This window comes from Spirochaetota bacterium (assembly GCA_035477215.1).
Lineage (GTDB): Bacteria > Spirochaetota > UBA4802 > UBA4802 > UBA5368 > MVZN01.
Genome location: DATIKU010000019.1, coordinates 26,161 through 52,464, shown reverse-complemented (window position 1 = coordinate 52,464; position 26,304 = coordinate 26,161). Strand labels below are relative to the sequence as shown.

Annotated in this window: 29 protein-coding genes; 21 read left to right on the top strand and 8 right to left on the bottom strand. The window is 56.9% G+C overall.

What is annotated here, in order from left to right; all coding sequences use genetic code 11:
• Nucleotides 1-2 precede the first annotated feature (2 nt).
• A complete protein-coding gene (locus VLM75_04840) occupies nt 3-653 on the top strand; it encodes a TetR/AcrR family transcriptional regulator (GenBank protein HSV96245.1) in 651 nt (216 codons plus the stop codon).
• Nucleotides 650-2,077, top strand: coding sequence for a sodium:solute symporter (locus tag VLM75_04835; protein ID HSV96244.1), 1,428 nt, complete (start codon nt 650-652; stop codon nt 2,075-2,077). Before VLM75_04840 ends, VLM75_04835 begins: the two co-directional genes overlap by 4 nt.
• Here VLM75_04835 and VLM75_04830 read toward each other — a convergent pair.
• Nucleotides 2,058-3,005 carry a response regulator gene (locus VLM75_04830; GenBank protein HSV96243.1) on the bottom strand — a complete coding sequence of 316 codons (948 nt, stop codon included), beginning with the start codon at nt 3,003-3,005 and terminating at the stop codon, nt 2,058-2,060. The two genes, VLM75_04835 and VLM75_04830, sit on opposite strands and share 20 nt — an antisense overlap.
• Before the next feature lie 340 nt (nt 3,006-3,345).
• Between VLM75_04830 and VLM75_04825 the strand changes: the two genes are divergently transcribed.
• Nucleotides 3,346-4,050 carry a hypothetical protein gene (locus VLM75_04825; GenBank protein HSV96242.1) on the top strand — a complete coding sequence of 235 codons (705 nt, stop codon included), beginning with the start codon at nt 3,346-3,348 and terminating at the stop codon, nt 4,048-4,050.
• A gap of 91 nt (nt 4,051-4,141) precedes the next feature.
• Here VLM75_04825 and yihA read toward each other — a convergent pair whose 3' ends face one another.
• Both yihA and rimI read right to left on the bottom strand, forming a co-directional pair.
• Nucleotides 4,142-4,738 carry a ribosome biogenesis GTP-binding protein YihA/YsxC gene (yihA, locus tag VLM75_04820; protein HSV96241.1) on the bottom strand — a complete coding sequence of 199 codons (597 nt, stop codon included), beginning with the start codon at nt 4,736-4,738 and terminating at the stop codon, nt 4,142-4,144.
• The gene (gene rimI / locus VLM75_04815) at nt 4,738-5,166 is read right to left on the bottom strand and encodes a ribosomal protein S18-alanine N-acetyltransferase (protein ID HSV96240.1); all 429 of its coding nucleotides are present in this window, start codon (nt 5,164-5,166) and stop codon (nt 4,738-4,740) included. The genes yihA and rimI overlap by 1 nt, the downstream gene beginning before the upstream one ends.
• 168 nt (nt 5,167-5,334) lie before the next feature.
• On the opposite strand from rimI, the gene VLM75_04810 reads away from it, so the two are divergent.
• From VLM75_04810 to VLM75_04790, 5 genes are read left to right on the top strand one after another with little or no spacing between them, the layout of a single operon-like run.
• Complete coding sequence (locus tag VLM75_04810) at nt 5,335-5,553, top strand: ferredoxin family protein (protein ID HSV96239.1); 219 nt, start codon at nt 5,335-5,337, stop codon at nt 5,551-5,553.
• Nucleotides 5,543-6,613, top strand: a complete 1,071-nt coding sequence (locus tag VLM75_04805) for a 3-methyl-2-oxobutanoate dehydrogenase subunit VorB (GenBank protein ID HSV96238.1) — start codon at nt 5,543-5,545, stop codon at nt 6,611-6,613. The genes VLM75_04810 and VLM75_04805 overlap by 11 nt, the downstream gene beginning before the upstream one ends.
• Entirely contained in the window at nt 6,610-7,362 is a 753-nt protein-coding gene (locus VLM75_04800) for a thiamine pyrophosphate-dependent enzyme (GenBank protein ID HSV96237.1), read from the top strand. The genes VLM75_04805 and VLM75_04800 overlap by 4 nt, the downstream gene beginning before the upstream one ends.
• 1 nt (nt 7,363) lies before the next feature.
• Nucleotides 7,364-7,915 (top strand): 2-oxoacid:acceptor oxidoreductase family protein, encoded by a 552-nt coding sequence (locus VLM75_04795; protein HSV96236.1) that lies wholly within the window; start codon nt 7,364-7,366, stop codon nt 7,913-7,915.
• A gap of 19 nt (nt 7,916-7,934) precedes the next feature.
• Nucleotides 7,935-8,363, top strand: coding sequence for an amino acid-binding protein (locus VLM75_04790; GenBank protein ID HSV96235.1), 429 nt, complete (start codon nt 7,935-7,937; stop codon nt 8,361-8,363).
• Nucleotides 8,364-8,440: 77 nt separating this feature from the next.
• Here the strand turns inward: VLM75_04790 and VLM75_04785 are convergent, their stop codons facing one another.
• Nucleotides 8,441-9,229, bottom strand: coding sequence for an enoyl-CoA hydratase-related protein (locus VLM75_04785; protein ID HSV96234.1), 789 nt, complete (start codon nt 9,227-9,229; stop codon nt 8,441-8,443).
• 196 nt (nt 9,230-9,425) lie between these two features.
• Between VLM75_04785 and VLM75_04780 the strand changes: the two genes are divergently transcribed.
• Nucleotides 9,426-10,718 (top strand): FAD-dependent oxidoreductase, encoded by a 1,293-nt coding sequence (locus VLM75_04780; GenBank protein ID HSV96233.1) that lies wholly within the window; start codon nt 9,426-9,428, stop codon nt 10,716-10,718.
• Nucleotides 10,719-10,798: 80 nt separating this feature from the next.
• Here the strand turns inward: VLM75_04780 and VLM75_04775 are convergent, their stop codons facing one another.
• From VLM75_04775 to VLM75_04760, 4 genes are all read right to left on the bottom strand, one after another.
• Nucleotides 10,799-11,707, bottom strand: coding sequence for a 2-dehydropantoate 2-reductase (locus VLM75_04775; GenBank protein HSV96232.1), 909 nt, complete (start codon nt 11,705-11,707; stop codon nt 10,799-10,801).
• 4 nt (nt 11,708-11,711) lie between these two features.
• Entirely contained in the window at nt 11,712-13,373 is a 1,662-nt protein-coding gene (ilvD, locus tag VLM75_04770) for a dihydroxy-acid dehydratase (protein HSV96231.1), read from the bottom strand.
• Between the two features lie 140 nt (nt 13,374-13,513).
• Nucleotides 13,514-14,038 carry an aminotransferase class IV gene (locus VLM75_04765; GenBank protein ID HSV96230.1) on the bottom strand — a complete coding sequence of 175 codons (525 nt, stop codon included), beginning with the start codon at nt 14,036-14,038 and terminating at the stop codon, nt 13,514-13,516.
• A 55-nt stretch (nt 14,039-14,093) separates the two neighbouring features.
• On the bottom strand, nt 14,094-15,050 hold the full coding sequence (locus tag VLM75_04760) for an aminodeoxychorismate synthase component I (GenBank protein HSV96229.1): 957 nt from the start codon (nt 15,048-15,050) through the stop codon (nt 14,094-14,096).
• A 546-nt stretch (nt 15,051-15,596) separates the two neighbouring features.
• On the opposite strand from VLM75_04760, the gene VLM75_04755 reads away from it, so the two are divergent.
• From VLM75_04755 to VLM75_04700, 12 genes are all read left to right on the top strand, one after another.
• Nucleotides 15,597-17,414 (top strand): NAD(P)H-dependent oxidoreductase subunit E, encoded by a 1,818-nt coding sequence (locus VLM75_04755; protein HSV96228.1) that lies wholly within the window; start codon nt 15,597-15,599, stop codon nt 17,412-17,414.
• Between the two features lies 1 nt (nt 17,415).
• Nucleotides 17,416-18,111: a 2Fe-2S iron-sulfur cluster-binding protein gene (locus tag VLM75_04750; GenBank protein HSV96227.1), complete on the top strand. Its 696-nt coding sequence runs from the start codon at nt 17,416-17,418 to the stop codon at nt 18,109-18,111.
• Between the two features lie 30 nt (nt 18,112-18,141).
• Nucleotides 18,142-18,681 carry an NADP oxidoreductase gene (locus tag VLM75_04745; protein HSV96226.1) on the top strand — a complete coding sequence of 180 codons (540 nt, stop codon included), beginning with the start codon at nt 18,142-18,144 and terminating at the stop codon, nt 18,679-18,681.
• 14 nt (nt 18,682-18,695) lie between these two features.
• The gene (locus VLM75_04740; GenBank protein HSV96225.1) at nt 18,696-20,147 is read left to right on the top strand and encodes a Ni/Fe hydrogenase subunit alpha; all 1,452 of its coding nucleotides are present in this window, start codon (nt 18,696-18,698) and stop codon (nt 20,145-20,147) included.
• A complete protein-coding gene (locus VLM75_04735; protein HSV96224.1) occupies nt 20,144-20,659 on the top strand; it encodes a hydrogenase maturation protease in 516 nt (171 codons plus the stop codon). The genes VLM75_04740 and VLM75_04735 overlap by 4 nt, the downstream gene beginning before the upstream one ends.
• A 14-nt stretch (nt 20,660-20,673) precedes the next feature.
• Nucleotides 20,674-21,048 (top strand): response regulator, encoded by a 375-nt coding sequence (locus VLM75_04730; protein HSV96223.1) that lies wholly within the window; start codon nt 20,674-20,676, stop codon nt 21,046-21,048.
• Between the two features lie 331 nt (nt 21,049-21,379).
• Complete coding sequence (locus tag VLM75_04725) at nt 21,380-21,775, top strand: hypothetical protein (GenBank protein HSV96222.1); 396 nt, start codon at nt 21,380-21,382, stop codon at nt 21,773-21,775.
• Between the two features lie 274 nt (nt 21,776-22,049).
• Nucleotides 22,050-22,547: an OmpA family protein gene (locus VLM75_04720; protein HSV96221.1), complete on the top strand. Its 498-nt coding sequence runs from the start codon at nt 22,050-22,052 to the stop codon at nt 22,545-22,547.
• A gap of 118 nt (nt 22,548-22,665) precedes the next feature.
• On the top strand, nt 22,666-23,601 hold the full coding sequence (gene rsgA / locus VLM75_04715; protein HSV96220.1) for a ribosome small subunit-dependent GTPase A: 936 nt from the start codon (nt 22,666-22,668) through the stop codon (nt 23,599-23,601).
• Nucleotides 23,598-24,335, top strand: a complete 738-nt coding sequence (locus tag VLM75_04710; GenBank protein HSV96219.1) for an ATP-binding cassette domain-containing protein — start codon at nt 23,598-23,600, stop codon at nt 24,333-24,335. Before rsgA ends, VLM75_04710 begins: the two co-directional genes overlap by 4 nt.
• Nucleotides 24,336-24,466: 131 nt before the next feature.
• On the top strand, nt 24,467-24,778 hold the full coding sequence (locus tag VLM75_04705; GenBank protein ID HSV96218.1) for a PilZ domain-containing protein: 312 nt from the start codon (nt 24,467-24,469) through the stop codon (nt 24,776-24,778).
• A gap of 240 nt (nt 24,779-25,018) precedes the next feature.
• On the top strand, nt 25,019-26,065 hold the full coding sequence (locus tag VLM75_04700; protein ID HSV96217.1) for a branched-chain amino acid aminotransferase: 1,047 nt from the start codon (nt 25,019-25,021) through the stop codon (nt 26,063-26,065).
• Nucleotides 26,066-26,304: the final 239 nt, after the last annotated feature.

The following is a 26,304-nucleotide window of genomic DNA, read 5'->3' as shown; positions in this document are numbered from 1 at the left end:
TAATGGAGAAACAGGAAAAAGGCGCCGCCAGGACGAAGGCGCCGGCGCAGCGTAACAACAAAGACATTATCAACCTTCGCCGCACCCAGCTAACGGCGGCGGCCTACCGTGTGGTCAGCCGCAAGGGGTATTACAACTTCACCATCAAGGACATCGCGCGCGAGGCCGGTCTCTCGACCGGGCTTGTACACTACTACTTCAAGGACAAGCAGGAGCTCCTCTTCACACTGCTCAAGGAGATGAACACCAACCTGCGTGTCTACCTCAACAGGGCGCTCGCGAAATCCGATGATCCCCGCGAGAAGCTCTCGATATTCCTCGACCAGGCCTTCAACCTGGTCGAGCGGGAGAAGGACTACTTCCACGTGCTCATCGATTTCTGGACGCAGATCAATCACAACGAACGCATACGCCGGGCCAACGTCAAGCTTTTCGAGAGCTTCCGGATAGAGGTGGGCGCGATTCTCAACGAGGGGATACGGGACGGCATCTTCCGCAGGGTGGATGTCCCCTACATCGCCATGGTGATCGTTTCGCTCATCCAGGGGGCCATCATCCAGTACGTGCTCGACAGGGCCGCGTTCAACTATGCCGAATACACCGGCAGAATCAAGGCCCAGGTAATGGAGATGATGCTGAAAAAAGCCCGATGACCATCGACATCGCCGTCATTGTACTATACATCGTAATCATCAATATAATCGGACTTCGGTTTTCCGGCGGGACGAGCGTGCGCGACTATTTCCTCGGCAATCGCTCGGTACACTGGGGCCTGGTGTGCCTCTCGATAGTCGCGACGGAGACATCGAGCCTAAGCTTCATCTCGATTCCCGGCCTCGCCTACGCAAGCGGGACGGGATTTATACAGGTAACCTTCGGCTACCTTCTTGGCCGCGTACTGGTCGCCGCTTTTCTGCTGCCGAAATATTTTCAGGGCGAGTACGAGACCGTCTACGAGTTCCTCCAGCGCCGGTTCGGTCAGGCATCGCGCAAAACGGTATCGGTGATATTTCACGTAACGCGTCTTTTCGCCGACAGCGTGCGCCTCTTCGCCACCGCCATACCGCTCACGGTGATGATCGGATGGGACTACCGGCTGTCCCTCGCGGTCATAGGAGCCGCCACGTTCATATACACGTTCTATGGAGGAATACGGGCCGTCATCGTGACCGACGCGTTGCAGCTCGCGTTGTACCTGTTCTGCGTGGGGCTGGGGCTCTGGTGTGTAATGGAGGAACTTGCACTTTCGTTTGGAGGAATCTTCGCCCTCATTCCGGCCGCTGACCTGTCATTCATCTCGACGGGACTCGGAGGAGTGGCGGGGAAGCTGTTCGGCTCCTATAACCTTTTTACCGGCATCATCGGTGGCGCATTTCTCTCGTTCGCCTCGCACGGCACCGATCACCTGCTGGTGCAGCGCGTGCTGGCCTGCCGCGACATGGAGTCGGCGCGGAAGGCGATGATTGGAAGCGGCCTGGTTGTCATAGCCCAGATAGCGCTCTTTCTTCTGTTCGGACTATTCATTAAGGTGCTTCTTGACGCGCGGCCCTTCGCATCGAGCGATTCCGTGGTTCCGTATTTCATCGTGAACCATCTCCCCGTAGGGCTGCGCGGCCTCATGCTCGCCGGAATCTTCGCCGCGGCGATGTCCACGCTCAGCTCGTCGATCAACTCGCTTTCGTCGTCAACCGCGCTGGACCTTCTGCGGCTGGATGAACGCTCCATCCCGGAGCGAAAAAAGGTGGCCGTTGCGCGGGGAATCGCCCTTTTCTGGACGCTCGCGATCATAGGCGTCTCAATGCTCTTTCACGACTCCAAAAACCCGCTGGTCGAGGTGGGACTCTCGATAGCATCGGTCACGTATGGCGGCATGCTGGGGATATTTGTACTGGGGCGGTTCACTTCAGGCGTCGATGACCGCGCGGCCCTTTGCGGTGTTTTCGCGGGCGTGGCGACGGTGACGGCGGTGATGGCGTTCACCGGTCTGTTCTGGCTGTGGTACGTCGCCGTGGGTTTTTTCGTCTGCCTGGCGGTGGCATTCGCGGCCGGCCGGGCGTTCAGTTTGGGTCTTCGATGATTTTGAGCGAGGAGTGCGTTTCGTATCCGGCAGGCGGCTCGCGGTCGAAGAGCAGGATGATCTCGGTGCGGACCTTGTTACGGATGACGAAGTAATACTCGGTCGTGAGCTTTCGAACCAGGTCGATGCCCCGGCCGGTTTCGGAGACCTTGTCCGATATCTCCTCTCCCGTCTCGAAAGCGCGCAGAATCATCTGGGACTCCTCGACCGCTCTCCTGATGCTCTCCAGTATCTTCTGCTTGGTCAGGTTGCCCTTGTAATCGGTGATCGAGATTCCATAACCCTGCTCGTTTTGAGAGAAAAAAAGGTCCACGAATTCGCCCTTTTTAAGCTTCACCGGCAATCGCTCCTCTTTCTCCTTCGTGTGGCCGTGCGAGTGATAGACCGAGTTGATGATGAGTTCGTTGAGGATGAGGTTGAGCACCGATTTGTTTTTCACTTTGACGCTCCACTCCTCGAACTGCTGTAAGAGGGCCGTTATCGCTGGACGTATCTGGTCCGAGGCGTTAATACGGATCTTTCGGATTCCCTCCGCGGGGGCGTCCATGTAATTGTCCAGCCCGAAGATGTTTTTCCGGGTGATGAGTTTCCGGGCCAGGCTCACAAGTTCCTTTTCCCGCAGCGGCTTGCGTAAAACATTGCCTATCCCCTCGCGGAATATGTGCTCGAAGAACGTATCGATGTCCTTCTCGGTTATCATGATGGCGGGGATGAAGGGGTAGTAGGTGTTGATATAGTTGTACAGGTCGAAGGCGTTGTCGCCGGGAAGCTCCACCTCGGAAACTATGAGGTCGAAATCGTTCGATTTGAGCTTTGCCATGGCGTCGAAGGCGGACTCGCAGGCGATGACCGCGTATCCGGCCTCGCGGAATATCCGCGCGATGGTTTCGCGATCCGGGGAAAAGTCGACGACCAGGATGTTGTACATTGGAGCACCGTCTCAATGGCTTGAATACCCGGTTGACGCGGTGACTATCCACGATGGGATTCCCGTCTCCAGGGCTTATGGTGTATTATCGGTAATACCGGTAAAAAGAATTATATGCTATGTCGGCGCGATCGGTCTTAAAATGTCCTTGAATTAGACGCGTATTTTTGCGAAAATATAACTGGGCCGGTTCGTTTCCCTGTGCTATTATCAGACGTGTTGTATAACCGTTGTCGCCCGGTGATTCTTAATGGCTTGCGGGGATGGGGTTTCCGGCGGTGGGAAGCAATGCAGTGACCCCAGTAATGGCATCAGGGGCATTTTCGCGGAGGATATCACGATGAAAAGAGTTTTAATGGCTGTTGTATGCCTGGTGACGGCGGTGATGCTGACGGCCCCGGCGGTCTGGTCTCAGGAGAAGAAGGAAGGAGAGCGTGGAAGTACGCTAATTTCCGAAAAACTCGAGAACGATGGCAGGGCGCTCGATGAGCAGATCGTTTCGATCAGCAAAAAGATCGAGGATGTGATAAGCCGGTACAAGCTCATGACGGTCAAAGACATACGGCTGCTGCCCTTTCAGGTAAGCTACATCCTTGGCGACGGCCATATCGAAATCCAGCGGCACAGCTTCGAGAGGGACGAGTTGACCAAGCAGGTCACGCGTTTGAGGAAAAAGATCATAAAGATATACTCGACGGGTTCGGGTGTTTCGAAGATCGAGTCGGAAATCATCGATCGCGATTATAATGGCGCTCTTTCCACACAGGTGACGATCATGGATACCGCGCCTTCGGCGGCGGGAACCGATGATATCGTGTTCACTCATACCATCAACGGGAGAAAGCTCCTCGACGGTCGACGCCTCGGCGAGGTGAAGAACTCCACGGCCTTCCCGGTGCGGAACAGCCTGAAGCGGGAGTTCATGGTGCCGCATCTTGAATACTTCTACCAGGTACTCCTTTCCATCGCCGAAACGTACGCAAAGGGTATAAAGGATTCGGACAGCCAGATGTTCGAGTTCCTCAAGGAGTCGACCAGTTACTGAATCGCCGTGCTTCCAGACGGGGTGCGGTGATTTCCGTTACCCCGGACCGCAGGGTGTGGCGGGGTCAGGCGTTCGTCCGGCCCTGTGTTGATTATTCCACCGCCTTGGCCCTGCTGTATTCGTCGATAAGCCCCAGCATCTCTTTCCTGCCGTCGTTTGTTTTTGCCGAGGAAAAAAAGACGGAATCGACGCCCACGGAAAGCGCGTCCGCGATAGCCCGTGCGGAGGCCGACCGCTTGCCGCGCGTAAACTTGTCGCATTTAGTCGCCACCACCGCGACCGGAACGCCCCTTTCGGCAAGGAGGGTGATCATCTCCAGCTCGAAATCACCCGGAAGACGGCGGATGTCGATCAGCAGAAACACGAGCCTGAGATTATCGCGGTTCCGGATGTAGCTGTGAATTAGCGGGAGGAAGCCGCTTCGGACCGACGCCGGGAGTCTGGCGTATCCGAAGCCGGGAAGGTCGGCCAGGGTAATCCCGCCGTTCAGTATGAAAAAATTGACGCTCTTCGTGACTCCAGGCCGAGAACCGGTTTTGACGAGGTCCCTCTTGCCGGTGAGCATATTGATAAGGGACGATTTTCCCACGTTCGAGCGGCCCATAAAGGCGAATTCAGGATAAGGCAGAGCCGGAAACGCCGAGGCGGAAAAAACGCTTTTTAAAAAGCTCACGTCTTTTACCTTCATCAGATCGTCCGCTCCATTAATACGGCGTCGTCGTCTCCGTAGTATCGCTTCCTGAGTCCCGTTTCGATGAATCCAGCCGCGCGGTAAAAGCAACGGGCGGCGTCGTTTCGCGCGCGCACCTCCAGCAGGACCCTGCCGGCGTCCGGCGGGCGCATCTCCCGGAGGAGATGGCCGAGGAGGGCTCGCCCGAAACCCCTGCGCCTCAGGTCGCCGCGCACCACGATGCGGTTTAGTTGTATCTCGCCGCTGACCTCCCAGGCCACCGCATACCCGGCTATCCCGTCTTCATTTTCGACGACCACGAAATGCGAGAAGGTGTTGGAAAGCTCGTTCTCAAATCCCATGCGGGTCCACGGTGACTGCATCCACTCGTTTTCGAGGGAGTAGACGGTGTCCAGATCGGAGTCCAGAGCGTTTCGTATCTTCACAGCCACCCTCCCACTATCCCTTTGCCGGCATACGTGTCAAAGAAAAATTATGGGCAAAAAGTCTTTGACAAAAAAGGCGCATGAATACTTGGTTCTATCAATCATATCCGGAGACCGCCTGCCGGGGACGGTTAGGCGCGGCCCGGCGAAAATACGGGTGTATCATCAATGGCCAAGACAAAGTGCCGGGTTGTCGTACGATCGGAGTTTTGCAAGGGATGCAATCTGTGCATCATCTATTGCAAGAAAGGGGTCCTCGGCCCCTCCGCCGGCCTCAACAAGGCCGGTTATTATTACGCCAGCCCCGACGATGAAAAGGAATGCACCGGGTGTGAAGTGTGCGTGCTCGTGTGCCCCGAGGTCGCGATAGAGGTATATGGTGAGTAAGGTATTCATGAGCGGAAACCATGCTTTCGGCGAGGCCGCCATACGCGCGGGATGCCGCAGCTATTTCGGCTATCCAATCACGCCGCAGAATGAGATTGGCGAGTATATGGCCGAGCACCTGCCGCGCAATGGCGGGGTGTTTTTACAGTCGGAGAGCGAGACGGCGGCAATCAACATGGTCATCGGCGCCGCGGCGACCGGGGTGAGGGTAATGACCTCATCATCAAGCCCCGGCATCAGCCTCAAGCAGGAGGGCATATCCTTCCTGGCCGGGTTTCAGCTTCCGGCGGTCATCGTCAACGTGATGCGCGGCGGGCCGGGTCTGGGCAATATCGCGCCGGCCCAGGGAGACTATTTTCAGGCCACTCGCGGCGGCGGGCACGGCGATTACCGCACGCCAGTTTTCGCGCCCGGCTCGTTGCAGGAGGTTGCGGATCTCACCAGGGTCGCGTTTGACGTCGCCGACCGGTATCGCACGCCCGTAATGATTCTGGGCGACGGCATGCTCGGACAGATGAAAGAGCCGGTGGAGTTCCCCGAGCCTCTCGTGGGTCTTCCCGAAAAGGAATGGGCGCTCAAGGGGCGCGGCGAGGGCCCCAGCCGCTACATGGCCTCGCTCATTCTCGACGTGATGGAGATGGAGCGACACAACTGGGAGCTGGAGCGCAAGTACCAGGTCATTACGAAGAATGAAACGCTGTACGAAGGATATATGCTCGACGACGCCAAAATCGTCGCCGTCGCCTACGGCACCACGGCGCGCATCGCGAAGGCGGCCATCAAGCGCGTTCGAAAGGAGGGGGTCCCCGCGGGGTTGCTACGGCCCATCACCCTGTGGCCGTTCCCGAAAGTACCGTTGCAGGATCTCGCCCTCCGCATCGAGGACTTCGTAGTCTTCGAGATGAGCACGGGACAGATGGTCGAGGATGTGCTGCTCTCGCTGGAGGGCAGGGGGCGCGTGGTCTTCCACGGCAGGCCGGGCGGCGTGGTGCCGACACCGGTGGAATTCTCCCGCATACTGTACCGCGAGTACCAGCGGCAAGTGAAGAGTGAAAAATGAAACTGCTGAACAAATGGCCGATTTACTATAAAAGGGACGTGGTTACCCATTACTGTTCCGGTTGCGGGCACGGCGTCGTGCATCGCATCATTGCGGAGCTTTTAGAAGAGATGGACCTGGGCAAGCGGGCAGTCTGCGTCAACCCGGCCGGGTGCGCGGTGCTCGCTTACAAGTACTTCGACATCGATATGATCGAGTCGGCGCACGGCAGGGGCACGGCCATCGCCACCGGAATAAAGCGCGTCAAGCCCGAGCTCTTCGTGTTTACCTACCAGGGCGACGGCGACCTCTCGGCGATAGGCACCGCCGAGACGATCCACTCGGCCAACCGCGGCGAGCAGATAACGGTCGTCTTCATCAACAACGCCGTCTACGGCATGACCGGCGGCCAGATGGCTCCCACAACGCTGCTTGGCCAGAAGACCACGACGACCCCGGGGGGCCGCGACCCGAAGTTCGACGGATATCCTCTCCATATAACAGACATGATAGCGCAGTTTCCCGGTGTAATCTACGCCGAGCGCACCGCGATAAACGGCCCGGCCGGCATACAAAGGACGAAAAAGGCCATACGGACGGCCTTCCAGGTGCAGGTGGACGGTCTCGGCTATTCAATCATCGAAGTGCTTTCAGCGTGCCCCACCAACTGGAAGATGAGTACGGAGGACTCGTTCAAATGGATCAACGAAGTGATGGTTAAGGAGTTTGTTCCCGGCGTGCTTACCGACAAGAGGGGAGGGGCTGCCTGAGATGCTGGTAAAAATATTATTCGCGGGCAGCGGCGGGCAGGGCGTTCTCACCATGGGCAACATCCTCGGCAACGCCGCGATGCTCGAAGACTTTTATGTAACCTTCCTTCCCGCCTACGGCGCCGCCATGCGCGGCGGGACGGCGAACTGCACCGTCAGCATCTCCGACGCGGAGATCGCCTCGCCTGTGGCCTCGGCTCCCGATTTCGTCGTGGCGCTCAACCATCCCTCGGCGGCGGCCTTCAGCGCCAGGCTCGAGCCGGGCGGGCAGATGCTCTACAACTCGGATCTCGCGGGCGAGCTGACCGGACGCGGCGATGTAACCATGTTTCCCGTGCCCGCAAACGAGATTGCAAGGAAAATCGGCAGCGATCGCTCGGCCAACATGGTGATGCTGGGCGCCTTTATAAAGTTGACAAACGCCCTGAAAGTGGATTCTATTTATAAAAGCGTCGAGTATATGCTGGGCGAGAGGAAAAAACTGGTGGAGATCACCAACCGCGCCGTCGAGGAGGGTTACAACGGCTTTCCCTTCGGCAACGGTTCACTCTAATTCCGCGAGGTGAGCGTCGATGCCCATTACCCAGGTGAGCGTTTCGGTCGCGAATAGGCCGGGAAAACTCAACGAGATCTGCGATATCCTCGAGAAAGAGCAGATCAATATAAAAGCCATCATGGCGTCCTCCGTCATGAACCCGGTGCAGGTGCATATGATTGTAAGCGATCCGGCAAAGGCCGAAACCGTGCTCCGCTCGAGCGGGCTCAACGTCAGCACGCGCGAGGTAATCGCCGTGGCGACTCCCGACCATCCCGGGGGGCTGAACGCCGTTTTACGGTCGCTCATTGAGTCCAGCGTGAACGTGGAGACCCTCTATCCTTTCATTAACCTGCGGGGCGAGGAGGCCATCATAATCATCGAGGTCGACAAGATCAACGAGGCCAAGGAAGTATTAAAGAAGCACTGGGTCAAGACCTTCGGCGCCGAGATATACAAGTCCTGAGAGCATCCCGCTGTCGAAAGTGAAGAGGGGCCGTCCGGCATTGCCGTTTGGCCCCTTTGTGTTTCATGCGGCACGCTTCAGCGGTCCGTGAATTTCGCCTCGCGCTTTTCCAGGAACGCGGCGATGCCTTCCTTCTTGTCCGCCGTTTCGCAGAGTTCGCCGAAGAGCTCGCGCTCCAATGTCATGGCCCCGGCAAACTCCATCCCCGGTCCTTCGCTTACCGCGCGCATGGCGTTTTTAACCGCGCAGCGGCTCCTCGCGGCGATCGCCGCGGCCAGTTTCTTCGCCTCCTCCACAACCTGTCCCTGCGGCACGGCCCGGTTCACGATGCCGTAAAGCTCGGCCTGCCTGCCCGAGATGAAGTTTCCCGACAGGATGAGCTCGAGCGCGCGACCACGGCCGATCAGCCTGGCCGATCGCTGTGTGCCCCCATAGCCGGGGATGATGCCGAGCTTTATTTCGGGCAGGCCGATCTGCGCCGTCTCGTCGGTCAGGCGTATGTGGCAGGCGAGCGCCGTTTCCATCCCGCCCCCGAGGCAGTAGCCGTTGATGGCCGCTATGTAGGGCTTGTCGGAGTTCTCGATGAGGCTGGTCATTTCCTGGCCGTTCTCGAGATGGCCGGCACCGTCCTTCTTCGTATTTTTGGGGACGAATTCGTTAATGTCGGCACCGGCGATGAAGGCCCTGCCTTCGCCGGTGAAGACGACCGCGCGGACCGCCGGGTCCGCGTTAGCGCGGGTAACGGCGTCTTTTATATCGGTAAGCACGCTCTGTGAAAGCGTATTCATGGGCGGGTTGTCCACCACCATCAGCGCAACGCCGCGCTCGTCGACTGTATACGAGCAGTATTTTTTGTCCGTGCTCATTGCTCGATCTTCTCCTGTGGTCGTAGTGCCCCCGGCCGTGTCACGGTGCGGGGTGATTATTTGGGTGAATGGGTTATATGGTTACTCCTGGATCGTAATGTCAAATGTTTTATCCCACGCGAACGCGGCAAAGATTTGACAGGGCCCGCGGCCAATGATATGGTTCCGGTGATAAGAATCACGTTCGGAGGGTGTCATGGCTAAAACGATCATCGTGGGCGCGGGGATCAACGGCCTTTTACTGGGGGCGCTCCTTGCGCACGATGGCGACGAGGTGGTCGTCTTCGAAAAAAGCCGTCGCGTGGGAGGACGGGCCTTTCTGCTCAAAAAGGGCGGATTCTCCGTCGATTACGGCATTCACCTCACGCGCTTCGGCCCGAAAAGCGCCGTGGCGGCGATACTGCGTCGGATAGGGCACGTTGTACGCTTCAGGAAGCTCGGCGCTTCATACGTTCACGACGGGGGGATGATGAAGCTCTTTCCGACCAGTCCCGGCGGCATATTCAAAAGCGATCTTTTCACCTTCCGGGAGAAGCTGCAAATACTGGGGCTTCTCGTCGCAATCAAGCGCGGACGCTACGATGAACTTATGGGCGTCTCGCTCGGCGAATGGATGAAGGCGAACGGGGTAGGCGGCGGCATACGCACCTACTTCGAGCTTGTCAGCGCATCGGTGATGGTGTGTCCGTTTGTCGAGAAGACCTCGGCGGGCGAGATGTTCAGAAACCTGCGCAAGGTACTTTCCACCGGCCATTCGGCGGAATACCCGATCGGCGGCTGGGAACCGATTCACGACGCGCTTCTGGAAACCATCGGGCGCAGCGGCGGGATTGTCACGGGAGCGAAGGTGGAGGCAGTGGTGTTCTCCGGGAGGAAAGCGGTCGGCGTGAAGGTTGGCGGAAAGATCCATCGCGCCGATCGTGTCGTCATCAACGCGCCTGTCCAGCAGGCGATTCCCCTATTCCCGGCAAAACTGCTCGCTCCGGGATACGCCGCGCTATGCAAAAAGCTCGTTCCCACCTCGGGCGTGTTCGTGGACGCGGCGCTGGATTCGGTCGTTTCGCAACTCTCCGGCCTCTTTTACACCATAAAGCCCGCTGCGTACGGATGCATCACGTCCAATCTTTCACCGGGGATAGCCCCGGAAGGAAAACAGCTTCTCACCATGTTCTATCCGACTTCGCTCGGGGACATGCGCGACAGGGCCGTCATCGCAAAACGAAAAAAGGAGCTGTGGGCGGCGGTGCGCCGCTGCCTGCCGGGAATCGAGAAACACCTGCTCTGGAAGCGCGAGTGCGCGCTCGCCATGATCGACGGCGTGCAGGTCAACGTGGACCAGACCGAGGACAAACGACCCGGCGTGCGTGTTCCGGGCCTTGAGGGAGTGTTCCTGGTGGGGGATTCGGTCGCGGCGCCCGGTGCCGGCGGCGATGTGGGGAACGAATCGGTGCTGTTGGCCTTTCGCGAGATTACGGGTAAAAGCGTGTAGAACTTGATACCAAAGCATGCGTTGCCGGTGCGACCGGCTTCAGCCTTCCTCCTCTCGAGCAGGCCGAACCGAAACCAGCGTCAGGGGCGGCCCAGGCGCTCCCTCGCCCTGACAAGCCGGAAGAGCGCTTCGTTATACGGCGCCGCGATCCCCGCCTCGCGGCCGAAGCGCGCCATGGCGCCGTTGATGCTGTCGATCTCGGTGCGCCTTCCGGCGCGGAGGTCCTGCAGCATCGAGCACAGGTTCGCCGCGGTCTTCCGGCATACGTCGCGCGTCGCTTCGTTCAACTCGCGCGCGTCGATCGCGATCCCCCTGGACGCGGCTACGGCCGCGCATTCGTCCACCACGGCCTCCTGTAAAACCAACGCGTCGGGGCTTTCGAGTATCCCGCCGTTGGGGATTTCCAGAAGCGCGCCGATGGGGTTGATAGCCGCGTTGATTACGGCCTTGCGCCAGATTACCTCATCGGGACGGCCCTGCGTTTCAACGGGGACGCCGGCGAGCTCAAGAAGCGCTTGGACGGCCCCGACGGCGCCGGGGTCCGATCCGCCGATTACGACGCTGCCGGTCCCGCCGTAGGACACCGTGGTGGCGTCGATGCGCGTGGCGCCGATGGTCAACGATCCGCAGACGACGCGTTCAGCCGGGAGATGGCGTTCGACAATCTCGCGGTTGCCTATACCGTTCTGCAGGGTAACGACCAGTGTTGAGTCTTTAAGCACGGGAGTGATATCCCGCATCGCGTCGTCCGTCGAGTAGCTCTTCACGAAGATGAAGACGATGTCGCACCCGGCGACGATTGCCGGGATTGATGCGATATCGGGGCGGAATGATATTTCACCATCGGGCATGTTTACGGTAAGGCCTCCGGCCATGGCGCGCGCAAGGACCGGGTCCTTTTCGTAAAGTGTAAACTCGACTTCAGCGGAATGAAAGAACGCTGCAAAGAGCGAACCGACCGCCCCGCCGCCGACAATGCCCGCCTTCATGGAATCAACTCTCAAACACCGCTCCCCTGTCCGCCGAGGATACCAGTTTCGCGTACCGGCTCATGTAACCGGTGGTGATGTTCGGCGCGGGCGCCTTCCACGCGGCGAGGCGCTTTTGGATCTCCGTGTCGGAAAGCTTCACGTTGAGCCGCTTGGCCGGGATGTCGATCTCCACGATGTCGCCGTCCCGCACGATCGCTATCGGTCCACCGGCAGCCGCCTCGGGCGAAACGTGCCCGATGGACGAGCCGCGCGTCGCGCCCGAGAAGCGTCCGTCGGTGACGAGCGCCACGTCCTTGTCGAGGCCCATTCCCGCTATCACCGAGGTGGGCGTGAGCATCTCGCGCATGCCGGGGCCGCCCCTGGGCCCCTCATAGATGATGACCACCACGTCACCTTTTTTGATTATGCCGCCCATGATGCCCTTCATCGCCGCCTCCTCGGAGGTGAAGACCCTCGCGGGCCCGGTGTGTCTGAGCATGGACGGGTCGACCGCGCCCTGCTTGACGACGCAGCCGTCGGGAGCGATGTTGCCGGTGAGCACGGCGAGCCCGCCATCGGCGTGTACCGGGGCCTTGACGCGGCGTATCACCGACTCGTCGAGAATATCGCGGCCGCGAAGGTTTTTCGCGACAGTTTTTCCAGACACCGTGAGACAGTCTCCGTGCAGAAGACGGTGTTTCAACAGCTCGCTCATCACAGCGGGGATGCCGCCGGCCTCGTGGAGGTCTTCCATGACATGCGTCCCCGTGGGTGCGATTGTGCACAGATGCGGCGTGCGCTCCGACACCGGATTTATGTCTTTAAGGGTGATGGGAATGCCGGCATAGTGCGAGATGGCCGGGATGTGCAGGGCCGTGTTCGACGAGCCGCCGATCGCCATGTCCACCGCAAGCGCGTTTTCTATAGCCTTGCGTGTAACGATTTTGCGCGGGGTGATGTTCTTCTTGACGAGTTCGAGGATGAGCTTACCGCTCTCCTTGGCGAGCCTCAGGCGATCGGCCATAACGGCCGGGATGGTGCCATTATAGGGAAGAGCGAGTCCAAGCGCTTCGGTAAGGCAATTCATGGAATTCGCGGTAAAGAGCCCCGCGCACGAGCCCGCGCCCGGACAGGCGGCGCATTCGATATCATGGAGCTCCTCCAGGGTTATTGACTTCTTTGCGGCCTTTCCCACCGCCTCGAAGACGTTGGAGAGCGTGATCTTCCGTCCCTTGTACCTGCCGGCGAACATGGGGCCGCCGCTTATGACGATGGAGGGGATATCGAGGCGCACTGCCGCGATCAGCATTCCGGGGATGATCTTGTCGCAGTTGGGCACCAGCACCAGCCCGTCGAAGGGATGGCCCATGGCCATTATTTCGATTGAATCGGCGATGAGTTCGCGCGAACCCAGCGAGTATTTCATACCCTTGTGGTTCATCGCGATGCCGTCGCACACGCCGATGGTCGAGAACTCGAGCGGCGTGCCGCCGGCGGCGAGGATGCCCTTTTTGACGGCGGTGACGATCGTATTGAGGTGAATGTGGCCGGGTATGATCTCGTTGGCCGAATTGGCTATGCCTATGATGGGGCGCGCGAGCTCCTCGTCGGTGAGCCCGGCCGCGCGAAAGAGAGAGCGGTGCGGCGCCTTTTCGATTCCCTTTTTCATTAAATCGCTTCTCATGGCGTTTCTCCGTGGTTGATTCAACAATTAATGGCGCGCTCGAGCGTGACGGGAGCTTTACGCGGCGGCTTCCGTGAGCGTGCGTGGGTTTGAGGATGGGTCACATTATGAAGGGCTGTCAAGGTTTTTTATGGTGGTTGTCAGGCAATGATATCGCGGGTGTCTATTGATACTTCTCCGGGCTCCAGCATGGCGTTTATCAGGCAGACCGTCGAAAAACGATGGATGTCGCCGATACGGACAGGTCCGCGAAATAAACCGCCGGCGGCCAGCAGTCCGGCACGTCTGGTCCCGGCCAGAATGTACGAACAGGGGGTGACCCATCGCCCACGATCGAGGAACGCAACGTTGCTGAACGATGTGTCAGTAACGAACCCGTTTTTGATGATTAAAATATCGTCGCAATCGCCGCGCCTTTCAAAGAGGAGATTCAGGGGATTCCTGTCGCTGTATTTGTGAGAATAATCGAGATCATCGGCGTGCACGATTTTCAGGCTCGACACGGCTTTTCTGACATACGGAATGATTTCCACGGACTCGATTCTTTCCGAGTAAACAACGCGACATTTGAATATTCCGGCTTTTGGCGGAATGCGGGGCGTGACGACCGATTCGAGATCGATGGGATTGTGCGTCCCGAAAAGGGCGAGCCGCGACGCGTTCATTCGGGCATTGTGGAAGACAATGTTTTTTATAATCCCGTGTTCAATCCGGATCGTTTCAAACAACCGGCACATAGACCTTCCGTATAAGTTCAGCGTATTCGCTTTCGGGGTTACTGTAAACGGTTATGCCCCCGCCACTTCTGAAAAAGTATGTCCCGTCTCTATTTTCGATAAAGCGTATCATGACACCGCTGTCAAGCCGGTATCCGTCGAATATGCCGAACACCCCTGTGTAAAATCCGCGCGGGCCGTTTTCAATAGACTTAATGATGTCGACGGTGATTTTTTTAGGAGCGCCGGTCACCGAACCGGCGGGCAGCATGGAGTGGATAATGTTTCCTATGCGCCTGTTGAAGTCGGGTTCGAGCTCGCCCGTTATCTCAGAGCTCACCTGGAGCAGCTCGGAGTCGCCGGCCATTATCCTGTCGATATAACGGAAACGACGAACCGTGACGTTTCTGGAAACCGCTGAAAGATCGTTTCGAAGCATGTCCACTATGGTGAGGTGTTCGGCGGTCTCCTTTTCATCGCTCATGATGACGGACTCTGCGTCCGGTATCGACGCGTCGATCGTCCCCTTCATGGGATGGGTGGATATAAATGTTCCCTCAATTCGCACGAAGGTCTCCGGAGAGAAAACGACGAAACGATCTCGGAACAGAAGCCGGTATTTCGCTACCGACCGATGGAATATCTCCCGGAGGGAGATATTGATTTCAATTCTGGTAGGGAACGTCAGATTGAGAAGATATGTGTCTCCGTTTTTTTCATGATCGATGACACGATCGAAGGCTTTTCTGTATTCGCTCTCATGTACGGGGTGCCTGACGAGAGTGATGCGTCTGTTCGGCAGGTATATCTCCGGTGAATTGGAGAAACCGTTGATATCGAAAATAATGCCGCTCTCATCAATTTCCGCCAGGGGAATTACCACCGGGTCGGCGCATTCATAATCGACGATAAACAGGAAGGGAATTCGTCGTGAACCGAGATAATTCATCGTGTTTATCATGGCCTGTGATTATGCCGACCTGTGAGATGAAATATTTGCTTTATAGTTATCGGATGAACGCACGTGGATAGTTAAAAACCCTTCCCGGTCGATGAATCCGAAATCACCTTTCGGCGGTTTTTTCGGCGAAGTAACCGGTGACAGCCCTAAGAGGTTCGCAATACTCCTGCCTTGCATTCCCAAGCGGAAACCCCTTTATACCGGAATCGCGCACCGCCTGTATCTGTTGTTCCAGGAATCATCTCTAACGATATTTTTCGCTTGAATTCTTCCGTGTAATGTCGTCTCCGTATCATGCGTCTGTTTCCCCCGAAAACAAAGTTTTATCACTCCAGTTTCAGGGGTGCGCTCCGGTCAGTCCAGTTAAAAATAAAAAAGAATGATATTGACAAAATTTCGGTGATGGTTTCTCCTGCGACCTCCCTAATATAGGTGTATACTGGGGTGCCTGTTTTTAACGGACGCGGAATTCCTGTATATTTTTAAAAGCTGGATGTCCGTTTATGCGGCAACCCTGAATATTGAAAACTATGATGAAGAGGTGTCATGGGAAACAATGTCTCATCAAAGATCAAAAGCATCGTCGATAAATATGGCGGCGACAGGGGCCGAATGCTCGACATCATCAGGGATGTCCAGGAAGAGCTGAGATGCGTCTCCGACGAGTCCGTGTCCGAAATCGCCGGCATGATGAATCTTTCGCGGGTCGATGTGGACGGGGTGGTGACGTTTTACCATTTCTTTTCAAAGACTCCAGTCGGCAAGTATTCAGTTTATCTCAACAACGGTGTGACGGCCGTTATGAATGGCCGCGCAGCGGTAGCGAAGGCATTCGCGGAGGCGGCCGGGACGGCCTTTGGCGGCACGACCGCCGATGGGTCGATAGGCCTTTTCGATACCTCCTGTATCGGAATGAACGACCAGGAACCTGCGGCGCTGATCAACGGTATCGTGTTTACCCGGTTGACGCCGGACAGGGCGAAATCGCTCGTCGCCGGGATGAAGGCAGGCAAAAAGGTCGCGGAACTGGTTGAAGAGTTCGGCGACGGTGCGAACCAGTCGGATCTCATCAGGTCAATGGTCCGCAACAATATCCGGAGAAAGGGTCCCGTGCTGTTCGGGGATTTTACCTCCGGCGATTCGATCAAAAAAGCGGTTGCGATGAAGCCGGTGGACGTAATCGAACAGATGAAGATATCCAATATCCGGGGACGCGGCGGCGCCGGTTTCCCGACAGGGATGAAGTGGGAGTTTTGCGGCAAGGCGAAGGCCGGCAAACGCTACGTGGTATGCAATGCCGATGAGGGAGAGCCCGGGACCTTCAAGGACAGGGTGATTCTTACCGAGCTGCCGCACCTGCTGTTCGAAGGCATGGCCGTCGGAGGATATGCCGTCGGGGCGGAAGAAGGAATTCTCTATCTTCGCGCTGAGTATCTCTACCTTAGAGAGTACCTCCAGGACGTGCTCGGGAAACTCAGGGAGAAGAATGTTCTGGGAAAGAACGCCGGCGGGAAAAGCGGCTTCAATTTCGACATTACGATAAAAATAGGTGCCGGGGCCTATATATGCGGCGAGGAATCCGCGCTTATTGAGTCCGCGGAAGGCAGGCGAGGCGAGCCCCGAAACAGGCCGCCATTTCCCGTCGAGGCCGGGTATCTCAATCAACCCACCACGGTGAACAACGTGGAGACCTACTGCGCGGCCGCGCGCATCATCATCGAGGGCGGGGAATGGTTCCGCAAGTTCGGCACCAACCAGTCCGCCGGCACCAAGCTGCTGAGCGTTTCCGGCGACTGTAAAAAGCCCGGGATATACGAGATCGAGTTCGGAACGACCGTCCAGACGCTGCTCGAGATGGTGGAGGGCAGGACGGCGAAGGCGGTTCAGATCGGCGGTCCATCCGGGGCCTGCGTGGGCAAGAAGGATTTTGGGCACAGGATCGGGTACGAGGATCTCTCCACCGGCGGGTCGGTGATCGTTATCGGCCCCGACAGGGACCTGCTTCAAATCGTGAAGAACTTCATGGAATTCTTCGTCGAGGAGTCGTGCGGATGGTGCGTGCCCTGTCGGGCGGGCAACGTCCTGCTGCTCAACAAGCTGGAAAAGGTAATGGACGGCCACGGCACGATGGCCGATATAAAAGAGCTCGAGTCGTGGTGTCTGACGGTCAAGTCCATGAGCAGGTGCGGCCTGGGCCAGACATCACCCAATCCCATCCAAACGACGCTCAAGAATTTCAGGGAGATATACGAGGCGAAAGTCCGTAAGGACGTAGACTATGCGACCGAGTTCGATCTCTCCCGGGCCGTGAAGGCCTCCTGTGAAGCGGCCGGAAGAATACCAAACGTCCACGAGGAGCACTGAGATGAGCGAGATTAAATTCACCATAGACGGAAAAGAATGCACGGCCAGGGCCGGGCAGACCATCGTCGAGGCCGCGAGTTCCAGCGGTGTATATATTCCGACGCTCTGCAATTACGACGGGCTCAAACCCGCGGGCGCCTGTAGAATATGCACGGTGAGTGTCGCCGGGAGGAACATGGCGGCCTGTACCACTCCGGTCGCCAGCGGGATGATGGTGGAAAACAATACTCCCGAGATCAACGACATGCGCAAATCAATCATCGAAATGCTGTTCGTCGAGGGCAATCACATGTGCCCGGTGTGCGAAAAGAGCGGCAACTGCGAATTGCAGGCGCTCGCCTATCGGTATCTCATGCTCGCCCCGCGCTTCCCGTATCTATGGCCCAGGCGGAGTGTTGACGCGTCGATTCCGAAGCTATACAAGGACGGCAACCGCTGTATCCAGTGTCTGCGGTGCGTCAGGGGCATTACCGCCGCCGATGGAAGAAAGGTCTTCGGCCTTGTCGATCGCGGCGGCAGGGTGCGCATCGGCCACGATCCCGAGCTCGCGGCATCGCTTGGCGAAGAACAGGCGAAGCGAGCCATGGAACTGTGTCCGGTGGGATCTCTGATCAGGAAGGGGGTGGGGTACGCGGTGCCCATCGGAAAGCGTAAATACGACGGCACGCCGATCGGCGGCGAGCTCGAACGCGCCTAGACAATTCGAGACAATAATGGAGGAAACGATATGAGCAAGCCGGTTGTCGCGACGGCGTCGCTTGCCGGATGTTTTGGATGCCACATGTCGGTGCTCGACATCGACGAGCGTATACTTACCCTCATAGACCTCGTGGAGTTCAACAAGTCGCCTATCGACGATATAAAGACCTTCACGAAACAGTGCGATATCGGCATCATCGAGGGAGGATGCTGCAACAGCGAGAACGTCGAGAACCTGCGGCTTTTCCGCAAACACTGTAAAATACTGATTGCACTCGGGGAATGTGCGATCATGGGAGGGTTGCCGGCCATGCGCAACGGCATCCCGGTAAAGGAATGCCTGGAGGAGGCATATTTGAACTGTCCCACCGTGGACGACGGGATCATACCCAACGACGACGAGCTTCCGATGATCCTGGACCGGGTGTATCCCCTGCACGAGATCGTGAAGATCGACTACTACCTGCCGGGGTGCCCGCCGATGGCGGACCTCATCTGGAACGCGCTCGTGGCGCTTCTGGAGGGCAAGCCCTTAGACCTGCCTTATGAAGTCGTGAAGTTTGACTGATACGGAGAGAGACAATGGGAAGAAAAATCACGATAGAACCGGTAACACGCGTCGAGGGGCACGGCAAGGTGACCATTCAGCTCGACCCGCAGGGCCGGGTGACGGACACCCGGTTCCATATAGTGGAATTCAGGGGTTTTGAACGTTTTGTACAGGGACGGCCGTACTGGGAGGCGCCCGTGCTGGTACAGCGCCTGTGCGGTATCTGCCCGGTCAGCCATCACCTCGCCGCGGCGAAGGCGATGGACGTCATCGTAGGGGCCGGTACTGGAGACGGGCTTACCCCGACAGCGGAGAAGATGCGCAGGCTCATGCACTATGGGCAGATGTTTCAGTCGCACGCGCTACACTTCTTCCATCTTGTATCGCCCGATCTGCTCTTCGGGATTGACGCGGATCCGGCGATCCGCAACGTAATCGGGGTCGCCATCCACCACAAGGACCTCGCGGTGCAGGGCGTCATGATGCGCAAGTTCGGGCAGGAGATCATCCGCGCGACCGCCGGCAAGAAAATTCACGGTACCGGGGCGATACCGGGCGGCATCAACAAGTGCCTCAGCCCTGAAGAGAGAGATGAATTTATTAAAGGGGCTGATCCGCTCAATATCAGGAAAATGATCGAGTGGGCACAGGGAGCAATCGATTTCTTTATAGGATACCATAAAAAGAACGCGGCGTTCATCGACAATTTCGCGGTATTCCCGTCGAGCCACCTGAGCCTCGTCCGCAGGGACGGAGCGCTCGACTTTTACCACGGAGTGCTGCGGGCGGTCGACAAAGACGGGAAAAAGATCCTCGATGATGTCGACTACCAGGATTACCTCAAGTACATCGGGGAAGAGGTGCGCTCGTGGAGCTATATGAAGTTCCCGTACCTCAGGTCGATCGGGAAATCGGACGGGTGGTACACCGTCGGCCCGCTTGGCCGACTGAACACCTGCGACTTCATTCCTTCTCCGCTCGCACAGAAAGAGTTCGAGATATACAAGGCCTACACCAAGGGCAAGCCGAATCACATGTCCATGCATATGCACTGGGCGCGCTTGATCGAGCTTTTGCACGCGGGCGAGGTTATTCAGGAACTTCTTAACGATAAGGATCTGCTAAAAAACGACCTCGTCGTGAAGGGAGCCAGAAAGAGCGAGGGCGTGGGCCTCATCGAAGCGCCGCGGGGAACCCTGTTCCATCACTACAGGGTCGACGAAAACGATCAGATCGCCATGGCGAACCTCATCGTTTCGACGACGAACAACAACGAGCCCATGAACAGGGCCGTCAATTACGTCGCGAAGGAAAAACTCAACGGACAGAAAGAGATAACCGAGGGCATGCTCAACGCCGTCGAAGTGGCCATCCGGTGCTATGACCCGTGTCTTAGCTGTGCGACCCATGCGCTGGGGAGGATGCCGCTGGAGGTGAAGCTCGTCGACGAACAGGGCGTGACCCTCGACGTCTTGAGAAAATGACCGTTGGAGATCGGCTCAGGGTGTTCGTATGGGGGATCGGAAATCCCGGGCGCAGCGACGACGGTCTTGGCATAGAACTGGTACGCCGCGTGGAGTGCGAAAAGCCGGATGTTGTCCGCTGCGAGGCGAACTACCAGCTCAATATTGAGGACGCGTACGATATAGCCGGTGCGGATGTGGTCGTATTCGTTGACGCGTCCATGAAATCGAATCCCCCTTTTGAATTCACCCGGATTCTGCCTTCGCGGAATATAAGCTTCACCACGCACTCCCTGGATGCGGAATCGGTTCTCGCGCTGTGCGAGGAGATAAACGGACGTTCCCCGGTGGCGTTTATGCTGGCGATCCGCGGGTACGAATGGGACCTTCGCGAGGGGCTCTCGATTGAAGCGAGTAGAGGCCTGGAGAGGGCGTTGTCCTTTATTGTGCGCGTTATCGGTGAATCATCCGTTGAGGCGATGGAAAGGTTGCAAACCACCGGGAATGCCGGTAAGCGTGATGTTCAACATTAGTCAGGAGACATACCATGGACGACAGGAAACTCATACTGATAATCGATGACGATCCCGATATCCTCGAATCGATTTCCGCGATCCTTGCCACGGAAGGCTTTGCGGTCGAGACGGCGATGAGCGGGGACGAAGGTGTCGAAAAAAGCTCGAGGTCTAACCCCGCGCTGATACTGTGTGACATGATGATGGAGCGAATCGACACGGGCGCCAAAGTGGCCGAGGAGATTAAAAAACAGGGGAAGGGCGCTCCCGTATACCTCCTCAGCAGCATAGGTTTGGCGACGGCGTCAAATATCGAAATCGACAGGCTCGGTTTTGACGGCGTTTTCCAGAAACCGGTCTCGCCATCTCATCTGATTTCCACCATAAAGAGGGCGTTAAAAATCTGAACATCCGGTCGCCTGCCGGGGATTTTTATTCCCCGGCGGCGGACAGTTTCTATTGGTCTTTTTATCGGCAATTAACGCTATTAAATGCCGGGTTTCAGACAAGGGTGGTCTGCAGCAGTATATAAAGATTCATAATGAGTTTTCATGCAGCGCTTCGAAATGGACGTTTGCATTTTTAGCGCGCTGAAAGCCCGTGGCATTGTAACAACATTTTCCCCTGACGACGCGCGCACATTCTCCTAAAGACAGCGGTTAATTGCTTGCCATCTTTACTGCCGCGCTTTAAAGTCCGGGGTTAAACTGAAAATCATCCATTCAGGAGGGAGCCTGCATGATTCGCGCCGGGATTTTTTTTACGTTATGCGTGGTGCTAACGATATCCGGCGCGCTTCCGGCGCAGGAATATGAAGATATTAATTTAGCTGATATCGAGGAAAATATTTCTTCATACAAGGGTAAAACGCTTACGCTCCGCCTCCGGTTGAAATACCTCGATACCGTATTCAATAAGCTTGTGTTTTACGACAGCAAAAACATCGATATCGAGTTTGACGTGGAGGCCTTGATAAAAGATAAAAAGAAACGGAGCGCATTTCATAACCTTCATAATGGAATGGAGTACCTGGTGACCTTCACGGTAAACGACGTCGGGGAAATGGGGATCATGATCGGGGACCTCAAGAATTTCGTCCCGCTGGCGCTGTTGCGGCTCCCCGAGGGCAAATGAAAAAAACAAAAGGCAGAATAGCTGGGCGGCTATTCTGCCTTTCATAAACGACTTTTACGCGCAGTGCCAGGAGCCTCAATATAACAATAATCGGGAGGGAATTGCCATATTGAACCCTGTTATGACAATATCGGCATGTAACTCCAAAAACTTGAGCGTTTCGGCGGGACTCCTGAATTTTTTACTTTTTGTCTTGACAGTCCTTTATATTCTGATAGGTTCGGGGCAGGGCCAATGGCCTTAAAATCAGGTACAGGTAAGGGGTATAAACGGAATGAAGAAATTAACTATTGTCGCTTTCATCAGCCTAATAGCGTTCGCGTTCGCATGCAAAACGACGCCTGAAGTCAAACAGGACGCGTCACCGTCGGGCACCATCGTCGGGGCCCAGAACGAACAGCTCGCACGCATACCCGTAGAGGGCTTCGACTACAAGAGCTCGAAAGTTCCGGCCCAGAAATGGGACAAATGGGCGACTGCCGCGGCCCCGGTTGTAAGGGGCGTCATCGACAAGCTTCCCGAGGGCTATGTGCTTCAGGTAACCGGACACACCGACGCACGCGGACCCGAAGGCCCCGTGGGCGCGAAGCCCGGAAATATCAAAATTTCCGCTGACCGCGCGAAGGCCGTTTTCGACGCGCTAAAGGCGAAAGGGGTGACCTCTCCCAAGATGACCTACACGGGCGTCGGATCGTCGGAACTGCTTCCCGGCGTTGATCCCAAGGACGCGCAGCAGCGACGCGTAACCTTTAAGGTCGTTCCCAAAAAATAAGCGCTCTGTCGTTCTTATGAGCATAACTACATGTTTACTACAGGAGGCGGGGTGTAGCGGCCCCGCCTCTTTGATTTACGTCTTTCGCTGCGGAATACCGCACGATGCGGCCTGAGTCATGGAGAAGGGAATCGGTACGGTCGTAAAGGTCTTCGGCATGTATTCTACCGTTCTCTATGAAGGTCGAAGGATAAACTGTGTTTTGCGCGGAAGGATGCGCCGGGAAAAGAGTGTGCGAAAATACTCCGATCCCGTGGCGGTCGGCGACCTTGCCCGGATCGAGCTTGACCGAGAGGGGACAGGGGTCATCTCGGAGATTCTCCCGCGGAAAAACGCGTTTTCCCGCAAGGAAAAGGGGCGCAACAGGAAAGAAGACGTTATCGCAAGCAACCTCGATCGCATCGTTATCATGCAATCATTCGACAATCCCAGGCTCAACCTTCGTTTCGTCGACCGCCTGTCGGTACGGGCGTGCAAGGACGGCATTCCGATGCTGCTTTGCATAAACAAGCGCGATCTTGCCGAAAAGGGCGACGTGACCCATATAATGGAGTACTACGATAATGCGCCCATCGATCTTGCGCTGGTCAGCGCCAAAACTGGAGAGGGAATTGAAGATTTCGGCCGGTTTATTGCGCAGAACGCATCGCTTTTCGTGGGGTATTCAGGAGTCGGCAAGACCAGCATACTGAACCGGCTGCACCCCGACCTCGATCTGCGCGTTTCGGAGATATCCGAAAGCACAGGAAAGGGCCGGCATACAACGACCAATGTCGAGATGATTTATTCCGTTGATGGGACCAGGATTATTGATACTCCGGGACTGCGTGAGTTCGGGCTGGTCGACATCGAGCCGGAGACGGCGGGGGATTATTTTTACGAGTTCGGCGATTTCGCGGAGGAATGCGCCTTTCGTCCGTGCAGCCACGATCACGAACCGGACTGCGGGGTGAAGCGGATGGTGGATGCGGGCCGGATACACGAAGACCGGTACATTTCGTACCTTAACATACTCCAGTCGCTCAGGGAGTCACACGAGAGGAAATACCAGTGATCAACGCGACGGGCGTGCGCCTTGGTTTCGGCGACCGGATGGTTCTCGAGGGCATCGACATGCATGTCCCCACGGGCGGACGCACGGCCCTTATGGGAAAGAACGGCTGCGGCAAATCGGTGCTTCTTAAATGTTTTGCCGGACTTATAGCCGGATACGAGGGGGGTATTACCATAGATGGCCGGGATCCGCGCGGAATGGCGGGCGCGACGGGTTCTGGTGTGTCGATAGCGTACGTTTTCCAGAAGGGCGGTCTTTTCGATTCGATGAACGTGTTCGATAATGTCGCCTTTGGACTCAGGCGAAGGGGTGTGCACGAGGATCGGGTCGAAGAACTCGTTACCGGGGCGCTCGCCAGGGTCGGGCTCGCGGGCAGCGAGCTGAAGCTCCCCTCGGAGCTCTCGGGCGGCATGCAGAAGAGGGTGGGGCTCGCGCGCGCTATTTGTCTCGATCCGGAGATAATCCTGTACGACGATCCCACTGCAGGGCTCGACCCAATTCTCTCGGATTCGATCGCCAACCTCATCCTCGACATATCGGAAGGTTCCTCGGCAACATCGGTCGTCGTAACCCACGACCTGAAACTGGTCGAGAAGGTGGCACGCGAGGTGGCGCTCTTATACGGCGGCCGGATCGTGTACCACGGCGATACCGAAAGCTTTTTCTCGAAAGAAGACCTGTTCGCCCGCCAGTTTATCGAGGGCCAAATCGAGGGTCCGATCGACATCTATTGACGCCGGTATGGAATGCCCGGCCGTCATTCGCGCGGATAAAATTCCTTTCGCCCCACCCACGGTTTCCCGCTTGCTCCTCTGCCCGGATTGTGACATGCTGTGTCAGGGTTTAATCATCGTGGGGAAATGAGATGCCCGGAGAAAGAAGAAAAAGCCGGAGGATGGAAGCGGGCCGAGACTTCTACTGTCTTTCGGAGCAGATGTCGCGAAGGGTGATGTGTACGCTCAAAAACGTATCCGTCACGGGGGCCTGCATTGTATCCGGCGGAAGTCTCGGGACGGGCGATATCATCTCACTCTATCTCGAAAGCGGCGCGGGCCGGGCCCTTAAATCGAGGGTGGTCTGGAAGGTCTCCGGCGAGTACGGTGTCGAATTCCTGCTCGAAACCGGCGAAGAATTCGAAACCATAAGCCGCATTATCAACAACAGGCGGACACCCTGAATGCACGCGGGCGCTTTCCGCGCTTCATTTTCCTCGCACGCTAAAGAAAACAAATGAAAAGCCGCGCCGCGGCGGTTTCTTGTTGACAATTTTATTTCTCCGCTGTAGCGTGCACACTTTGCATCCGGACGCATGGCGCGGTTTGGGCGCACGGATTTTCCCGAAATATGGAATGAGATCTTGCGGATTGCGCCAGAAGCCGGGGTTTAGGCAAAGTGTTGAAAGGCACGGGTGAAGACGATGAAAGCGGATAAATCAATGAAGATTCAAAAAGCGGATCTGGACTGGGGTGAGCTGCCCTTCGGGTATGTCAAAACGGATTACAATGTTCGGTATTATTTCAGAGAAGGAAAATGGTCGGAAGCGGATGTGACCGCCGATGAGTTTATTCCAATGCATATGGCGGCCCCCTGCCTGCACTACGGCCAGGAAGCGTTCGAAGGACTCAAGATATTCGAGATGGTTGACGGACGTATCGTAGCCTTCCGTACAGAGGAAAACGCCAAACGTCTACAGAAAAGCTCCGAACGCATTTTCACGCCTATCGTTCCCATCGAGATGTTCCGGGAAGCCGTACACAAGGTGGTGAAGGCCAACGCCCGCTTCGTTCCGCCCTATGGCAAGGGGGCCAGCATGTACGCGCGGCCGCTCATCATCGGCACCGGCGCCCGGGTGGGCCTCGGACCCGCGGAGGAATACATCTTCCTGGTCTTCGTTACGCCCGTCGGTCCCTATTACAAGGGAGGCTTCAAGGCGGTTAAGGCGCTGGTCGTGGAGGAATATGACCGTGCGGCCCCCCAGGGGGTCGGTGACTGCAAGGTCGGCGGCAACTATGCGGCCGGTCTGCGCGGGGAGACATACGGAAAGAATAAAGGGTATCCGGTGGTGCTCTACCTCGATCCAAAGGAAAAGCGCTTTGTCGACGAGTTCAGCACATCGAACTTCATCGCGATCAAGGGGAACAGCTATATAACACCGGATTCGGAATCCATCCTCCCAAGCATTACGAACAAGAGCCTTGCGCAGATAGCCGAGGACATGGGAATGAAGGTGGAGCGCCGCCCGGTAGACATCGCGGAAGTCGAGAGCTTCGACGAGGTCGGAGCGGTGGGTACGGCGGCGGTCATTACTCCCGTCAACACGATCCATTTCCGTGGCAAGGACTTGACCTTCGGAAACGGCGACCAGCCGGGACCGGTGCTCACGAAGCTCTACGACCGCCTTTCGAAAATACGCACCGGCGAGGCCGAGGACAAATTTGGCTGGCTTGACGAGATCAGGATCTGATCCGGGTAAAGGTACTCTGTGATACCGGGGGCCGACTCAAAACAGGGTCGGCCCTGGTTGCGTTCTTTGGCCTTTTTCAGGCCGGTGCTCTATTCATTTTCAGGAAATTGCAGGCCGGGGAAATCAACCCCCATCGCATCATTGCATATCCGCTCCAGCTCCTCGCATTTATTCAACCGGGACGGATGGTCCTCTTGAAGAATTATCCCACCTAACAATATGAAATGAGGATACCCTTT

Bases quoted from the DNA above. Each gene is read 5' to 3' on its own strand.
- VLM75_04840 (HSV96245.1), top strand. From the start codon at position 3: ATGGAGAAACAGGAAAAAGGCGCCGCCAGGACGAAGGCGCCGGCGCAG.
- VLM75_04835 (HSV96244.1), top strand. From the start codon at position 650: ATGACCATCGACATCGCCGTCATTGTACTATACATCGTAATCATCAAT.
- VLM75_04830 (HSV96243.1), bottom strand. From the start codon at position 3,005: ATGTACAACATCCTGGTCGTCGACTTTTCCCCGGATCGCGAAACCATC.
- VLM75_04825 (HSV96242.1), top strand. From the start codon at position 3,346: ATGAAAAGAGTTTTAATGGCTGTTGTATGCCTGGTGACGGCGGTGATG.
- yihA (HSV96241.1), bottom strand. From the start codon at position 4,738: ATGAAGGTAAAAGACGTGAGCTTTTTAAAAAGCGTTTTTTCCGCCTCG.
- VLM75_04810 (HSV96239.1), top strand. From the start codon at position 5,335: ATGGCCAAGACAAAGTGCCGGGTTGTCGTACGATCGGAGTTTTGCAAG.
- VLM75_04805 (HSV96238.1), top strand. From the start codon at position 5,543: ATGGTGAGTAAGGTATTCATGAGCGGAAACCATGCTTTCGGCGAGGCC.
- VLM75_04800 (HSV96237.1), top strand. From the start codon at position 6,610: ATGAAACTGCTGAACAAATGGCCGATTTACTATAAAAGGGACGTGGTT.
- VLM75_04795 (HSV96236.1), top strand. From the start codon at position 7,364: ATGCTGGTAAAAATATTATTCGCGGGCAGCGGCGGGCAGGGCGTTCTC.
- VLM75_04790 (HSV96235.1), top strand. From the start codon at position 7,935: ATGCCCATTACCCAGGTGAGCGTTTCGGTCGCGAATAGGCCGGGAAAA.
- VLM75_04785 (HSV96234.1), bottom strand. From the start codon at position 9,229: ATGAGCACGGACAAAAAATACTGCTCGTATACAGTCGACGAGCGCGGC.
- VLM75_04780 (HSV96233.1), top strand. From the start codon at position 9,426: ATGGCTAAAACGATCATCGTGGGCGCGGGGATCAACGGCCTTTTACTG.
- VLM75_04775 (HSV96232.1), bottom strand. From the start codon at position 11,707: ATGAAGGCGGGCATTGTCGGCGGCGGGGCGGTCGGTTCGCTCTTTGCA.
- ilvD (HSV96231.1), bottom strand. From the start codon at position 13,373: ATGAGAAGCGATTTAATGAAAAAGGGAATCGAAAAGGCGCCGCACCGC.
- VLM75_04765 (HSV96230.1), bottom strand. From the start codon at position 14,038: ATGAACGCGTCGCGGCTCGCCCTTTTCGGGACGCACAATCCCATCGAT.
- VLM75_04760 (HSV96229.1), bottom strand. From the start codon at position 15,050: ATGATAAACACGATGAATTATCTCGGTTCACGACGAATTCCCTTCCTG.
- VLM75_04755 (HSV96228.1), top strand. From the start codon at position 15,597: ATGGGAAACAATGTCTCATCAAAGATCAAAAGCATCGTCGATAAATAT.
- VLM75_04750 (HSV96227.1), top strand. From the start codon at position 17,416: ATGAGCGAGATTAAATTCACCATAGACGGAAAAGAATGCACGGCCAGG.
- VLM75_04745 (HSV96226.1), top strand. From the start codon at position 18,142: ATGAGCAAGCCGGTTGTCGCGACGGCGTCGCTTGCCGGATGTTTTGGA.
- VLM75_04740 (HSV96225.1), top strand. From the start codon at position 18,696: ATGGGAAGAAAAATCACGATAGAACCGGTAACACGCGTCGAGGGGCAC.
- VLM75_04735 (HSV96224.1), top strand. From the start codon at position 20,144: ATGACCGTTGGAGATCGGCTCAGGGTGTTCGTATGGGGGATCGGAAAT.
- VLM75_04730 (HSV96223.1), top strand. From the start codon at position 20,674: ATGGACGACAGGAAACTCATACTGATAATCGATGACGATCCCGATATC.
- VLM75_04725 (HSV96222.1), top strand. From the start codon at position 21,380: ATGATTCGCGCCGGGATTTTTTTTACGTTATGCGTGGTGCTAACGATA.
- VLM75_04720 (HSV96221.1), top strand. From the start codon at position 22,050: ATGAAGAAATTAACTATTGTCGCTTTCATCAGCCTAATAGCGTTCGCG.
- rsgA (HSV96220.1), top strand. From the start codon at position 22,666: ATGGAGAAGGGAATCGGTACGGTCGTAAAGGTCTTCGGCATGTATTCT.
- VLM75_04705 (HSV96218.1), top strand. From the start codon at position 24,467: ATGCCCGGAGAAAGAAGAAAAAGCCGGAGGATGGAAGCGGGCCGAGAC.
- VLM75_04700 (HSV96217.1), top strand. From the start codon at position 25,019: ATGAAAGCGGATAAATCAATGAAGATTCAAAAAGCGGATCTGGACTGG.